The sequence below is a fragment of the uncultured Gimesia sp. genome (genome assembly GCF_963972345.1).
Lineage (GTDB): Bacteria > Planctomycetota > Planctomycetia > Planctomycetales > Planctomycetaceae > Gimesia.
Map to the genome: position 1 here is coordinate 1 of NZ_CAXAVM010000181.1, position 14,350 is coordinate 14,350.

A 14,350-nucleotide genomic window follows, 5' to 3' on the forward strand; every position below is an offset into this window, starting at 1 on the left:
GACGGGTTCTGGAAGAGCGACAGTGATATGAATCTGCATTCAAAACAGCTGGTACTGGGAATCGACGGCGGGGGCTCTACAACACGGGCTGCGCTGGCGGTGGTTACGGAAACATGTGACTTTCATGTTGCCGGTCGTGGAACTGCGGGGGCATCGAATTTTAATTCCTGTGGCTGGCAGGTGGCGACGCGTCAGGTTCAGCGGGCGATTCAAAGTGCGTTTGAGTCGGCGGGAACAGAGCCGCATGCCGTCGCTGCGATCTGCCTGGGGATGTCGGGAGCGGGTCGAAGTGCTGAGCAGCAGGCGTGGTTGCGCTGGGCAGAGGAGAGCGGCATCGCAGAACAGGTAACTGTGGTGACGGATGCGGAAACCGTGCTGGCAGCAGGAACGCCGGATGGAACAGGAGTAGCGCTGATTGCCGGAACAGGATCGCTGGCGTTTGGCAAAAACGCAGCAGTTGAAAGTGCCCGCGCGGGAGGCTGGGGTTATCTGCTGGGAGACGAAGGCAGCGGCTATCAGATCGCGCTGGCGGCGCTGAAGGGGATTGCCCGCGCTGTTGATGGACGGGGACCAGAGACGAGTCTGCAAGCTGCGTTTCTGAAAGCTCTGGCTCTGAATGATCCGCGGGCATTGATCGGGTATCTGTATCATCCGGAGAGAGAAAGAAGTGAAATCGCGAGTTTGTCGCGACTGGTGTTTGCAGCAGCAGCGCAGGGAGATGTTGTGGCGCTTGATATTCTGCAGCAGGCGGTACTGGAACTGACGGAGCTGGTGCAGTCGGTGGTGACTCAATTATCTTTTTCCAGTGGTGAGTATGGGCTGGCATTGACGGGGGGCATCCTGCTGCATCAGCGCGGGTTTCGCGTTTCTTTGCTGGAATGCCTGCAGGAGCAGGAACTGGAGCCCACGGCGATTGAATGTGTGGAAGATGCGAGTCTGGGCGCGGTTCGACTGGCGATCAAGGGTTTGCAGAAGGCATGAGTCAGAGTCACTTAGTTCTGGGGAAATTCGGAGGGCAACTGCAGGTGTTTGATCGAGTAGGGGCTGCATTGCTGTTTCCAGCCGCCGTCTACTGTGATGGTAGTGCCTGTGAGGTAGCTGGCGTCATCGCTGGCCAGCATCACGATGACGCGTGCGATTTCTTCGGGTTGTGCCCAGCGCCGGAGGGGGATCATGTCTTCTGAGGCCTGCCGGATTTTCTGACTGGTCGCCTGTTGCTGGTCAGTGGCGATATCTTTCCCCATGGCGGTGTCGATGGCACCCGGATTGACACTGAGCACGCGAATTCCCGAAGGTCCATATAAGGTTGCCAGTTCGTAGGTGAGTGAGTCGAGCGCTCCTTTGGCGGCAACATATGCGGGGGCGATGCCGGCTGCCATCTGTGACTGGATGCTGGAGACATTGATGATCACGCCCCGTTGTCGGGCTTCCATATGTTCGGCGCACCAGCGCGAGAGAAAAGCGGGAGCGGTCAGACAGACACGCAGCGTTTTTTCCCAGCTGGCGAGTTCGATTTTCCGCATCGAAGTGATTTCGCGCCAGGCGGCGTTATTGACGAGGACATCGATGCGGCCCCAGTGTGAGATACATTGTTCGACGGCGGATCGGGCATAATCCAGATCGGCCAGATCGCCGAGGCAGGTCAGGAACTGTGCTCCCGTTTGTTCGATGCGGCTGGTGACAGGTTGCAGGTCGTCACCCGGCAGAGCCAGCAGTACGCAGTCGTAGCCTTGTTCTGCAAAGCGAACTGCGGTTTCGCCGCCGATGCCTCCTGCGGCGCCGGTGATCATCGCTACGGGTCGCTGATTCATGGTCTGGTCCTTTGATTCTTGACAGGGTGACAGAATTGTACGGATTTGATTAAGTGCGTTCCGTTTCCAGAATCACTGCCAGCCATTCGTTTTGTTCGACATAGGGTAAAGTGCGGAGCCCGAGAATGACCCCGGTTTGATTTGCAGAAACGGTTGTGTTCTGATCGCCGAGGACCGAGGAGATGGTTCCCAGTGCGTCGCCGGCCTGAACGCGATCCATCAGTTGTACGGCAGGTTCAAAGAAACCGGCTACGGGCGCGTTGTTGTGCAGCTGTAGATGACCGCTCTCACTGCTGTCATCTTCAATGTGGTACAGAGGTGATTTTCGTTCGATGGATACTTCCAGCATCTGCAGTTCCGCCAGCACGGAGAGACAGCCTGTGGTGTAGCCTGAAACCGCTTCCGGATTGCAGCCGCTGCCGCCCCCCCATTCGGCATAGATGGCGGGGACACCCAGATCGCGGGCAGCAGAAAGCGAGCGACCATTGAGATGCGCCGAGGTTCCCCAGACGACGGGCAGGTTGAGTGCGAGTGCCATCCTGCGCTGCATGTCCAGAATTTCAGGATTGGAATGCAGGGTGTAACCAGAGAAGGGGGCCAGGTTGGAAATGACACCTCCGGTATGCAGGTCGATCAGGTAGTCGGCTGATTGAATGAGTTGCGTTGCCTGGCTGGCGATCTGTTCTGTAATGGTTCCATCAGGCGATCCGGGAAAGGTGCGGGCCAGGTCCAGATCATCCGGGCCGGTGCGGCTGGTGCGTTCATAAGCGGGCTCATTCACGACCGGGACGAGGGTGACTTTTCCGGTCAGTTTTGATTTGTCGATGCTTGTAATCAGTTTGCGAACGGCGGCCATCGGCTCATATTCATCGCCGTGAATGCCTCCCAGGATCAGCAGGTGAGGGCCGGGCTGCTTGCCTTCAAGGATTACGGATTGAAACAGACTCTGCACTGGCATAAATGTATTCCAGGGTGGTAGGGGGAATGTGAACTCAGCTGGGGCGATCTGTTTTCCAGTCGATTTTGGCAGAGCTGCGTAATGACTGAATCGTTTTGTCCCAGAGGGAGCGCGAGAGGCTGCGATAAATTTCGCTGCGGACATCTTCCAGGCTGAACTGTCCGGGATGTTTTTTATTGAGTCTGGCGATGTGAATGCCAAACGGAGTTTGAAACGGTTCGCTGATGGCACCTTCTTCGAGCGGAAAGATGTTCTGTGTTAAGACGAGGGGCATTTTGCCGCGATAGGCGGACGGTACGAGTTTGCCGCCATCCTGTTTGCTGGGAGCAGCCGAGTATTGTGCGGCGGCTGCTGCAAAGGTCAGTTTGCCGTCCATGATCTGTTTGCGGATATCGGCCAGTTGTGCTTTGGCTTTGTCGACGGCTTCCTGGTTCGAGGGATCTTCCAGTTTCAGTAAGATATGGCTGGCTTCAATACGGGTGCCGTCCAGTTCTTCACGGTGCGTTTCGAAATACTTCTGGATTTTTTCCGGTGTGATCTGGCTGCCGGCAAAGATGTTCCATGCGAGTGGCAGTTCGATGGCAGCCCGCAGTTTTTCCGGGGGAAAGCCCAGTTCAGACAGGGTTTGATCCGGATCTCCCTCTTTTTTTCTGATGATGGATCTGATGCGGGACACATTTTGATCGAGTACCTCTGCGGGGACTGTGATTTTTTTATCAGCCAGAAAGTCCTGGATCAGTCGCTGGTTGATCAGACTTTCCAGAAGTGGTGCCGGGGCAGGATTCTGGTCGCCGGCCATTTTGCGGGAGAGCGTTGCAAAATCGAGATCTGCCTGGGTGACCGGCTGGCCGTTGACAGTGACCAGGACTTTGGTGGTGTCTTTTATTGTCGGAGCCTGGTTGGCGGCTGAAAGTGGGGCTGGTGCAGGGGAACAGACAACGAGCGCCAGCGAACTGACGATAAGAAAGGAGCGGCGAGAGATAAACATTCCAGGTTGCTTCCTGCGAAAAAACAATTCGAAATCAAAACCGGCTACGCTGGTGTATCATGGCAGATTGTAGTATCTCGAGGCTGGCTTGTCAGTCTGAATCCCGTTTGCAAAATTATGAAATTCCAAGTTGGACTCTAACAGAAAACTACCTAGACTGTGTCCAGTTATGCTGCAGCGTCTCCGGGGGCATTCGGTCCGAATAGACCAGATTGAGTGACGCTATGGTTCAATGCGCTGCGCTTTCAAATCTTGCCTGTCAGTCGCGGGCGTTCTGTCTGATATATGAAAATATCGACCGCACGCAGTTTCTGGAGCAGATCCATTTTCATTTCAATCAGAGGAGTCCAGACGATGTGGTCGATAATATTTGCCCAGGAGAAGCCTGCGAAAACAGAAGATTCGCTGCATGCCGTCACTGGAATCTGGGATACCGTCAAAGAATATCTGGCTACACAGGGAACCCAGTTAGGCATCAACATTGTTCTGTCGCTGCTGATTTTTCTGATAGGTAAGTGGATTACCAACATTCTCAGTCGCTTCTGTAACCGGTTGATGAAACAGGCGAAGGTCGATGACACGCTGGCCCGTTTTCTGTCGAACATCATCTATTCCGTACTGATGGTGATCGTAATTCTGGCAGCCATTTCCAAGCTGGGAATCAATACAAACTCCCTGGCTGCTGTACTGGCGGCTGCTGGATTTGCGATTGGCATGGCGTTTCAGGGGACGCTGGGGAATTTTGCATCGGGGGTGATGCTGATCCTGTTCAAGCCATTTCGTGTGGGAGATTATATCGAAGCAGGTGGAACGGCAGGCATTGTGGAAGAAATTCAGATCTTCTCCACATATCTGCGTACCGGGGATAATATCGCGATCGTTGTACCCAATGGCCAGATCACCGGAGGCACGATCAGGAATTTTTCAAAAAAGCCAACCAGGAGGATCGATCTGGTAATTGGTTGTGGATACGACGATGACCTGAGAGCTGTCAAATCGTTTCTGGAGGAAGTGGTGCAGGGAGACGAGCGGGTTCTGGCAGATCCTGCTCCCGTGGTTGCCGTGAGTGAACTGGGTGACAGCAGTGTGAACTTCGTGGTTCGTCCCTGGGTCAATAATGCAGATTACTGGACGACACGCTGGGATCTGACCGAACGGATCAAACTGGGCTTCGATGAACGCGGATTCAACATTCCCTATCCCACTCGTGATCTGCATGTTTATAACGAGTCCCCTGTCGCGGGTGACTGACTGGTTCTTATTTCCTGTCAGTTTGGAAAAGTAAAGTCTCATGACAGGATACTGTTGCGAGGCTTTTTTCTTTGCCAGCAAGCGGAAAACAGTCTGGTTTGCAGCGCTTGAGCAGAGCGACTGATCCTGCTGGAAGTATTTTTCGAGATCCGATCCCACTCACGCCCCTCTGGTTTCGTACTAATAAGAGGTGTGTGATTCAGTCGATTTGATCCGATCTCTCCGTTATTAAATTGGATCTCCGTTGAGATTTTTCCGATCAGAATTACTGTTTGAATTGACAGTATCTGGAATAATCGGAACATCCTTCCTTTTAATCGATCTAATTGTCCAATTTTAAGGGGGTCACCTCCACGTCTCCACTTCAGATGTGGTTTATACTTAGTTCAGAAGTCATCAGAAACAGGAACTTTTCCGCTGATTTAAATCTATAAATAGAGACGATTTCTCAATAATTCACTCTTCAAGTTACCCGGTTGATCAAATCTGGTAGATGCCAACTCAAGCAGGCCCGAGTTGACTTCTGTTTGATCAATCGGGTCTTTTTACGTCTGGACAGTACGGAAAGTCCAATCCGGTTTCATATCTGAAACCAAAGCTGAAAAATGCCTGAGATGAAAAAATGAATAGTAATGCTTTGCGGGGCATTTGTAATTATGTGAAGAATCCGTATTATATTAAGTTACAGCGACAGGACGTTTCACTTTTCTGCAGCCTTCGCTCGCCTGGCTGCACCGATCTTTTGAGGGCCTGTTCTCGCTTTTAATGATGTTCAAGTGATTTGTTGAATTAATCTGGCAACCTGTCGTTGTTAACTTCATTTCTTTCGATATACGTAGAGTGACTATGCAATCCCCACACCGACCGAGCTTACTACGAAAAATGAACGTTCGTAAGGTTCTGGAAGTTATCCAGAGCCAGGGAACATTAACACGCGCTGACGTCATGCGATGCTCAGGAATCAGTGCTCCTACCGTATCGAAAGCCGTGAGTGCTCTGCTGGACGCCGGTCTGCTGGAAGAACGGGAGACGGCTGAGTTTTCAGTAGGCCGCCCGGGCAAGTTATTACAGCTTCCCCGTTTCAGTGCCCAGGTGATTGGAGTCGTTCTGGAATGGGATTATTGCTCGGTCGTGGCATCCGGTCTGGACGGACATTTACATGAAGACAAGCTGGACCGCTTTAAGACGCCGCAGTCTTACTCAGAGCTGATTGAAATTATCTCCGGAAAGATTCTGAACCTGGTTGAGAAAGAAGAGATTCCTGCTCTGGGAGTCGGTATTACCGTGCCGGGGCTGGTGAACAGTAATGATGGTCGGATTTTTCTGGCGTCGAATCTGCACATTGTTGATGGACAGTCTCCGGCGGTCGACATTGCCAGCCGTACTGATCTGGAATGTGTACTTGTGCAGAAATCGACTTCATTGTGCCTGTCAGAGAAAACATATGGAGCAGGTCAGTCGGTAGATGATTTTATTAACCTCGATGTGACTTCAGGATTTGGAATGGGTGTGTTTACGGGTGGTCAGCTGCTGGATGGCCAGCATGGTCTGGCAGGTGAAATTGCCCATATCACAGTGGAACCCCAGGGGGGACGTGTCTGTGGTTGTGGAAATCTGGGATGTCTGGAAACCGTGGCTACTGATCTGGCATTGACGCATTATGTTTCGAAGCGAATAGGTAAGGACCTCGAATTCGAAGCGATTGCAGAACTCGTCAAGCAGGGCGAGCTTGATATCACTCCCGAATTAGACCGCACAATTGAGTTTCTGGCGATAGGTGTTGCGGCGGCGATCAATATCTTCAATCCGGCAAATATCTTTATCACTGCCCGCCTGTTCGATCTGCGTGATGACGTATTCGATAAAATGTGTAAGATTGCAAAAGGTCGCGCTTTGCAGCCTTCCTCAAGTTCCTGTGAAATTGAACGATCCAAAGGGAATAAGTATCTGGGTGCAGTCGCCGGTATCATCAACCATCTGGCAAATGCATTAGGACCCCGTCTGACTTAGCCTGCAGCAGACTGTTCCCGCTTCAACGTGGAGGGAGATCACCAGGAGATGTCATCTGCTGCCGACCAGATAACCCGCGAGTACCTTTCGGAATCGATCCATTTACTGGAAGAGTCTGTACGCAAAATAGAACACTGTCTGAAACAGCTGGATCTCAATCAGGTGTGGTGGCGACCCGAACCGGAGCTCAACAGTATTGGGAATCTGATCCTGCATATCTGCGGTAATCTGAACCAGTGGGCCATCAATGGAATCCCGGCACGACAGGCTGAGCGGCAGCGTGAGCAGGAATTCAGTCCGGACACCAGACTCTCACTGGATGAGTTACGGGGAATGCTGAATCAGACGGTCGCACAGGCAGTCGACTCCCTGCATTCGATTTCGCCTGAAACCTTACTGGAAACGCGTCAGATCCAGGGGTTCACAGTGACGGTTCTGGGAGCGATTTCTCATACGGTTCCCCATTTTGTGGGACACACCCATCAGATCATCTATCTGACCCGTCTGCAACGGGGCAAAACGTACCAGTTTGACTGGTCCCCGGATTCGCAGCAGAAACGGGTACCGCTTTAAACAGATGTCGAGACTGTGTCCAGATTTATTGCAGCGTCTACAGGGCCATTTGGACCGGGTAAAATAGATCGAAAGACGCTACGGTTAAATATGATGCGCTTTAGATCCCTGCAATTCATTTTTTCTGTTTCTCTCTGAATTTTGAAGCGGAATCACTCTGTCGAGAATCTCAACTCCAGAAGACCATGTTTGTTTTTTAGAGGCAGGGCCTGCGTTACAATATTTGAAAAGAGTCTCCGTTCCTTCCCGTTGAGATCCGTAAAGGCGTTTATGATATGTCCCGTAAAGGAAAAAAGTCTTCCAGCAGGACTGAGAAACGGGTGCCTGAAAAAACGGCTGGATCCGGACCCGCTGCAGCTGATATTCCTGAAGATCGGAATCGGCAATCTTCCCTCTTTCCGCGTGTGAGTCGTCTCCCTGTTGAGCTGAGTTTTTTATCGCTCCTGCTGCTGTGGACGTTTCTGGTAGCCTGTTTTCCTTTACGTAATATGGATATCTGGTGGCATTTGCGGACAGGACAATTGATTCTGGAACGTGGTACCGTTCCGTATTTCGACTGGTTTACTTTTATCGATTATGATCGTCCCTGGATTGATCTGCACTGGGGATTTCAGATTCTGGTGACCTGGCTTTATCGCTGGGGTGGCGTGGATTTACTGGTACTGACCAAGTCGTGCTGCCTCGCTCTGACAATAGGTGTGGCCTGGTATGCTTCTGGCAGGTCCTTGCCCGCCTGCTGGAAAGCGCTATGCTGGGTCTTACCTGTCGTCTGTCTTTCCGGTCGTTCTGTTGTTCGTCCCGAAATGTTATCACTGCTGTATCTTGCGGTCTGGATGTATGTCATCAGTCGCCTCCCCACGCATCCCAGGTTGATCTATCTGATCCCCCTCGTCACGTTGCTGTGGGTCAACAGCCATGCCTTGTTCGTACTGGGATTGGTCGTCAGTGGACTGTTTGTGACTGATTTTGTGATTCGCATTTTGGCACAGGGACGCTTTGGTATCGACCCGCCTGACGATTCGCTGTCGGTCATTATGCTGGTCAGAGCAGGCGTGTTGACGGTGATTGCCTGTTTTCTGAATCCCTATTTTGAGCAGGGGGTTTTATTTCCGCTGACCCTGTATGAAAAGTTCTCAGTCGATCAGGCATTTTATTCGGTGAGAGTCGGTGAATTTCAACGGCCGCTGGATTTCATCAGGCAGAATGGTCTGGGGAACCTGTTTCTGCTCTCGCAGGTTCTACTGGCGATATTAACTTTTTGCAGTTTCATTCCTCTCTTAAAGTCCCGGCGAGTCAACCCGTTTCGGATCTTACTTTTTATTGCCTTCACTCATCTGGCATTGAAGGCCTCACGCAATACGGCAATCTTTGCACTGATTTCGGGGATGGTCTTATGTGACAATTTATCGGACTGGTTGCGAATGACTGTGACTCGACCAACACGGGGTCAGAAAGAAACCGGTACCAGGAGATCACTGCGATTATTCGATGAATCGTTATTGAAAAACGGGAGCAGCGCTGTCGTATTGCTGTTTCTGCTGCTTAGTGTCATTACCGGTTACTGGCATGCGTGGGGAGGGGAAGGAAAAGTTCTGGGACTGGGAGAACAGGAAGCATGGTATGCGCATGCAGCATCAAAATTCGCGGGACAGCCAGGCATGCCGGATCGTGCTTTTGTTTCCAATAATGGACAGGCGGCTGTGTATATATTTCATAATGGTCCCGAGAGAAAAGTGTTTTTCGATGGCCGACTGGAAGTGAATTCTAAAGAGACATTTCAGTTGTATGAACAGTTTAAGCAACAGATGTCGTTTAACAGTTCCGGCTGGGCCTATCTGCTGGAAGACAAAGAAGGGCATCTTCCGGCGATTATCCTGGACAGCCGATATTCTCGAAACGAGATCAATGGCCTGTTAAACAATCCACAATGGCGCCTCGTCTTTGCTGATGAGACCGCCGCCGTGTTTCTCGATCAGAAGACTGCAGACCGGCTGAAATTGACTGTAGTAGATCCGACACCCCTCATTTCTCCACCAGGGATGAAAATTCTTAAAAGTAAATGAACGACAGCAGGTCTGAACCAGTGGGGTTGACTGAAATTAAACTGTCAAAATGAATTGGCGCTTGCAAAAAGGAACTGATCACAGGACATTAGATTATGTCCATTTTTACTGTAGCGTCTCCGGGTCATTTGAACCGAGTGTCATAGATTGAGAGACGCTATGGTGATAGGTGATACGCTCCAGCTTGTGTCCTGTCTGCAGACAGAAGCTTCCATGAGTCATCAGGTTTGCGGATGATGAGTTTGAATTCGGGACAGGCTCGGAAGTTCAATCAGTGTTAAACGGCCTGCATGATTCTGCATACAGGTCTCTATTCTATAATTGCTACAGGAGAAACAACATGAAACGTTTAATGGTCAGAACAAAACTGATCTATACGATTACGCTGGGGATGTTTTTGATGTCAACTGGTCTGTTGCAGGCTCAGGAGGCCCAGCAGCAGGCATACAAAACACCACTCTCAAAGCTGGAATTGAAATCAGGAGATTCCATCGTATTTCTGGGTGACAGCATTACTCACCAGTGCCTGTATACACAATATGTGGAAGACTTCTTTTACACACGCTATCCCAAAATGCGATTGAAATTTCATAATGCGGGTGTCGGCGGAGCGAAAGCCTGGGATGCGCTGGTGCGGTTTGATCGGGATGTGGCAGCTTATAAACCCAAGTACGTTACGGTACTGCTGGGGATGAATGACGGGCAGTATCAGCCATTCAATGAGGCGATCTTTCAGACTTATTACAATGACATGAAAGAGTTGATCACAAAAATTGAAGCGATCAAGGCAACACCCATTTTAATGACCCCCACGATGTTCGATGCACGGGCTGCCAGAATGGGCACGCGGAAGCGTGATCCCAGTGCTGTCGAATTATACAACTCGGTACTCGCCTATTATGGAGCCTGGTTGCGTGAAGTAGCAGCGGAATCTGGCTTTGGATTTGTCGACATGTACGGCCCTTTAAATAACATCACGATTGCTGCCCGCCAGAAAGATCCTCACTTTACGCTGATTCGTGATGCTATTCATCCCGATGAGCCAGGACAGGTTGTGATGGCAGTTGCTTTGCTCTCAGACATGAATGTGCAACGACAGGTTTCCCGGATCACGATCAGTGAGAAAGCTAATGGCGAGCCAGCGGCAGTCGTACGGGGAGGCAAGCTGACGGATCTGGTTTATGATGCAGACGGAGTTTCGTTCACCTGGCAGGCAGACAGTCTACCCTGGGTCGTGCCCCAAGATGCACAGCTGGGAGCTGAACTGACGAAGCTGGGACATCGTATGAGCCAGGAAGCATTGTCGATTCATGGCCTGCCTGCTGGACGCTATGAACTGACGATTGATGATGCAGTGGTTGGACAGTATTCGAATACTACTTTAGCACAGCATATTGAGTTACAGGGTAACTCAAAAACTCCTCAATACCAGCAGGCGATGAAAGTGGCGCTGCTGAATCAGGAACGCAATGATGGTCCTGTGAAAGCTAAACGGAACATCTGGCGGGCATTTCAACAGTTCGCCCGTAACAAACGTAAACTGGATGCAGAGGAAGGTGAAAAGAACACTCAGAAGCTGGAGGGCCTGGAGAAGCAGTTAGCCGGTCAGGAAAAAACGATCCAGGAGAGTGAAGCGGCAGCACTGGCTTTGGAAGATAAAATTTACGAAGTGAATCAGCCGGTAGCGCGGAAATATGTCTTGAAAAAAGTAGCCGCTGGTAAGAAGCAGAAATGAAGCGGCAGCGATCTGGAATAGAGTATTGAATTGAAAACAGGCAGCCGGAGAACTCTTCTTGGGCTGCCTGTTTTAATTGCTCTAATGATAGATTCCCAGCGTTTGTTTAAACCAGGAACACAAACGTCAGCAAAATCGACAATGGTAACAGCACGATACAGCTGTAAATCATATAACCGAAAAAGCTGGGCATGCGGATGTTATTCTTTTCGGCAATGGCTTTGACCATAAAGTTAGGGCCGTTTCCGATGTAAGTCATGGCACCCATGAAGACCGAACCCAGACTGATGGCGATGAGTGCAAGTTCATTGACTCCTGCAATCTCGGGTCCAGCGGTGGGAGCCGCTTTTGCTGTCTCAAAGAAGACCACATAAGTAGGGGCATTATCCAAGAAGCTGGAGAGACTGCCTGTGGCCCAGTAAAACTTCCAGGGGGCATCAATTCCCAGTGAGCCACCATACACGTTCAAGATTTGAACCGGCGCCTGCATGCAGATAAAGATCCCCACAAATAACGCAGCGACTTCCAGAATGGCATCGTAGTTGAAGGAGTTCTGCTCCCGGATGCTTTTCGGTGTGGTCAGTAATGAGATGCCTGCCAGGCCGAACATGCAGACTTCCCTGAAAAAGTGAGGCGCATGCCAGCCGTTTGTGTAAGGGACCGGTTTCGAGGGATCAAGTAAAGCCACACAGAAAATGACCAGCAGCAACCAGAGAAAGTTAAGCCCGCCTCGGAGTGCGAAGGGCTCGATGTTTTCCGGCGGTGCTTCGACCTTTTCCCGGTTTTCTTTCTTGTAACGAATTGTGTCGTAGATGAAATAAACCGCCAGCAGGCAGAGATTCATCGCCAGCCACATCGGCCACAGATTGAGTGTCCATGTAAAAGGTACGCCTCTCAAGAACCCCAGGAAAAGGGGAGGGTCGCCGATCGGCAGCAGACATCCGCCGGTATTACAGACGACAAAAATGAAAAAGATGATCGTATGAGCCACGTAATCCCGTTTTGCATTTGCTTTCAGCAGGGGGCGAATCAGCAACATGGCAGCGCCGGTCGTTCCAATGAAACTGGAAATCGCAGCCCCAATCGCGAGGATGGCGGTGTTCAGCCTGGGGCGACCTACCAGATTCCCATTGAAAGCGATTCCACCGCTGATCACATACAGGCTGAAAAGCAGGGCGATAAAGGGAATGTATTCCACCAGGATCGCATTTTTCAGAACGACTATTGCAGCCGGGATCCCGGGAGCAGAGAGTTCATGAGTGCCATGGTCGACAACGCCATGCCCGTAGATGAATGTGTAATAGAGTAGAGTGACCAGACCGAGGCTGACCGCGACCAGCAGACGGTTTTTGTTATGTTCCCACCATTCTTCCGTTTTATGGATCAGCGGCAGAAATGCGATACACAGCAGGAGCAAGGCGAACGGAATGACACTGTAGAATGCAGGGGGCTCAGCGTGAGCATGCTGCTCTGTGTGTGGCTGTTCTGTTGTGGATACTAAGTGTGTTGCATCCAGTTGCGCAGACGTATCAGCGATTAAGTTCATCTCAATCGCCCTCCATAATTTGGGGAATATTGTATGTGGGTTAAATCCGGAAAATCCATTTTCGTTTAGACAGTGTCCAGTTTTTCTGTAGTGTCTCTAAAGCCATTGGGGACGAGTATCACAGATTCAGAGACGTCAGGGTGAAATCTGATACCCTCTATCACTGTGAACACAAGCAGCCTGCTTGTTTAGGGGCGGAATTTAAAATCTGTGGATTATGGCATGATCAGGGATTGTGTACAATGTCCAAATCATCTGGAATTTCAATTCCATTTATGAATTCGCTAACAGATTTCGACGCTCATCCGCGGATATTGAACAGGGTTTCATTTCTGCCAGATATTGCCGGATCAGCTCAGCTGCCTGGCTGCTTTCCAGCAATTCCAGCGAAATTAATGTTTTCCCCAGTACGATGGGCGGTTCAACCTGCAAGGCCAGGAGATATGCCGTCTGTTCCTCTGTCAGAAATTTCTGCTGGATCGCGATTTCTCCAAATCGCAAACCCTTGAGTTGCTGCAGTTCCAGGATCTGGGAGACGTCGTTCTCGGAGAGCAGTTTCTCAGCAATGGCAAGTTCACCCATACGAGTCTGGTTCTGTTGTTTCGGGCATTTCAGCAGTGCTTTTGATATCGTGGGAATATCAAAGACTTCCTTTGTGACCAGCCAGCGACTGAATCGGCAGCGTTTGATCTGCTTATGAAGTTCCTGATCTTCTTTGCTGATAATCGAACGGACGTGAACCTGATTTCTGCCGTTTTCTTTGGACTCGTACATCGCTTCATCGGCTTCAGCAACGAGACGCTCTGCGAATCCTGTTAAATCTCTCGGAGGAATTCCAACGACTGCTCCCAGGCTGGCGGTCACGGGAACGCGGTTTCCTTCAAACTCGATGACTTCGTTTTCAATCAGTTTTCGAAGACGTTCTGCCAGGTCACGAATTCCATTCTCAGACGGGTTATTGACCATGATCACGAACTCTTCTCCACCATAGCGACAGAATACATCTGAGCGTCTGGTGGCTTCGCTGGCTACTTTGGCGACGCGCTGTAATACCAGGTCACCAAACTGATGTCCGTAAGTATCATTCAGAACTTTGAAGCGATCAATATCGGAAAAGATAATACCAATCGGTTGTGCAGCGCGAGCACAGGCATAAAGTTCCTTTTCGAAATTTTCATTGAAGTAACTGCGATTATAGGTTTTGGTCAGAGGATCATGTATGGCTTTGCTCTGGAGCTGTTTGTTTTCTGATTCCAGTTTGTTTTTCTGTTCTTCAATGACAGCCTGGCGGGCGAACGCCTGTGTGGTATCGACCTGAGCCTTCATGGTCATCTGCACTAACTGCTCGTTGGCTCTGGCCATGATTTCAAACGGGGATTCAATGTCGTCCATATTGACCGAGAAAATCTGCGCCG

At 50.6% G+C, this 14,350-nt stretch carries 11 protein-coding genes; 6 read left to right on the plus strand and 5 right to left on the minus strand.

The features are described 5' to 3' along the window. A partial coding sequence (locus tag AACZ40_RS22870; RefSeq protein WP_339675983.1) for a BadF/BadG/BcrA/BcrD ATPase family protein occupies positions 1-981 on the plus strand: 981 nt, incomplete at its 5' end. An 11-nt stretch (positions 982-992) separates the two neighbouring features. On the opposite strand, the gene AACZ40_RS22875 is transcribed toward AACZ40_RS22870, so the two are convergent. The 3 genes from AACZ40_RS22875 to AACZ40_RS22885 are packed head-to-tail and all read right to left on the minus strand — an operon-like array spanning position 993 to position 3,757. Then, positions 993-1,811, minus strand: coding sequence for an SDR family oxidoreductase (locus AACZ40_RS22875; RefSeq protein ID WP_291170125.1), 819 nt, complete (start codon positions 1,809-1,811; stop codon positions 993-995). A 49-nt stretch (positions 1,812-1,860) separates the two neighbouring features. After that, positions 1,861-2,769, minus strand: coding sequence for a succinylglutamate desuccinylase/aspartoacylase family protein (locus tag AACZ40_RS22880; protein ID WP_291170127.1), 909 nt, complete (start codon positions 2,767-2,769; stop codon positions 1,861-1,863). A gap of 34 nt (positions 2,770-2,803) precedes the next feature. Beyond that, positions 2,804-3,757 (minus strand): peptidylprolyl isomerase, encoded by a 954-nt coding sequence (locus AACZ40_RS22885; RefSeq protein ID WP_291170129.1) that lies wholly within the window; start codon positions 3,755-3,757, stop codon positions 2,804-2,806. Positions 3,758-4,111: 354 nt separating this feature from the next. Between AACZ40_RS22885 and AACZ40_RS22890 the strand changes: the two genes are divergently transcribed. The 5 genes from AACZ40_RS22890 to AACZ40_RS22910 all read left to right on the plus strand — a co-directional run bounded on the left by AACZ40_RS22890 (position 4,112) and on the right by AACZ40_RS22910 (position 11,389). Beyond that, the gene (locus AACZ40_RS22890; RefSeq protein WP_291170131.1) at positions 4,112-5,008 is read left to right on the plus strand and encodes a mechanosensitive ion channel domain-containing protein; all 897 of its coding nucleotides are present in this window, start codon (positions 4,112-4,114) and stop codon (positions 5,006-5,008) included. 882 nt (positions 5,009-5,890) lie between these two features. Continuing rightward, on the plus strand, positions 5,891-7,018 hold the full coding sequence (locus AACZ40_RS22895) for an ROK family transcriptional regulator (protein WP_291170133.1): 1,128 nt from the start codon (positions 5,891-5,893) through the stop codon (positions 7,016-7,018). A 48-nt stretch (positions 7,019-7,066) separates the two neighbouring features. Beyond that, positions 7,067-7,591, plus strand: a complete 525-nt coding sequence (locus AACZ40_RS22900; protein WP_291170135.1) for a DUF1572 family protein — start codon at positions 7,067-7,069, stop codon at positions 7,589-7,591. A 275-nt stretch (positions 7,592-7,866) separates the two neighbouring features. Then, positions 7,867-9,654: a hypothetical protein gene (locus AACZ40_RS22905; RefSeq protein ID WP_291170136.1), complete on the plus strand. Its 1,788-nt coding sequence runs from the start codon at positions 7,867-7,869 to the stop codon at positions 9,652-9,654. Positions 9,655-9,994: 340 nt separating this feature from the next. Continuing rightward, positions 9,995-11,389, plus strand: coding sequence for an SGNH/GDSL hydrolase family protein (locus tag AACZ40_RS22910; RefSeq protein ID WP_291170137.1), 1,395 nt, complete (start codon positions 9,995-9,997; stop codon positions 11,387-11,389). A 106-nt stretch (positions 11,390-11,495) separates the two neighbouring features. Here AACZ40_RS22910 and AACZ40_RS22915 read toward each other — a convergent pair whose 3' ends face one another. Then, positions 11,496-12,935, minus strand: a complete 1,440-nt coding sequence (locus AACZ40_RS22915) for a sodium:proton antiporter (protein ID WP_291170138.1) — start codon at positions 12,933-12,935, stop codon at positions 11,496-11,498. A gap of 273 nt (positions 12,936-13,208) precedes the next feature. Beyond that, a partial coding sequence (locus AACZ40_RS22920) for a diguanylate cyclase (RefSeq protein WP_339675989.1) occupies positions 13,209-14,350 on the minus strand: 1,142 nt, incomplete at its 5' end.

Excerpts from the sequence above, each read along its gene's own strand:
- AACZ40_RS22875 (WP_291170125.1), bottom strand. The coding sequence starts at position 1,811 with ATGAATCAGCGACCCGTAGCGATGATCACCGGCGCCGCAGGAGGCATC.
- AACZ40_RS22880 (WP_291170127.1), bottom strand. The coding sequence starts at position 2,769 with ATGCCAGTGCAGAGTCTGTTTCAATCCGTAATCCTTGAAGGCAAGCAG.
- AACZ40_RS22885 (WP_291170129.1), bottom strand. The coding sequence starts at position 3,757 with ATGTTTATCTCTCGCCGCTCCTTTCTTATCGTCAGTTCGCTGGCGCTC.
- AACZ40_RS22890 (WP_291170131.1), top strand. The coding sequence starts at position 4,112 with ATGTGGTCGATAATATTTGCCCAGGAGAAGCCTGCGAAAACAGAAGAT.
- AACZ40_RS22895 (WP_291170133.1), top strand. The coding sequence starts at position 5,891 with ATGAACGTTCGTAAGGTTCTGGAAGTTATCCAGAGCCAGGGAACATTA.
- AACZ40_RS22900 (WP_291170135.1), top strand. The coding sequence starts at position 7,067 with ATGTCATCTGCTGCCGACCAGATAACCCGCGAGTACCTTTCGGAATCG.
- AACZ40_RS22905 (WP_291170136.1), top strand. The coding sequence starts at position 7,867 with ATGTCCCGTAAAGGAAAAAAGTCTTCCAGCAGGACTGAGAAACGGGTG.
- AACZ40_RS22910 (WP_291170137.1), top strand. The coding sequence starts at position 9,995 with ATGAAACGTTTAATGGTCAGAACAAAACTGATCTATACGATTACGCTG.
- AACZ40_RS22915 (WP_291170138.1), bottom strand. The coding sequence starts at position 12,935 with ATGAACTTAATCGCTGATACGTCTGCGCAACTGGATGCAACACACTTA.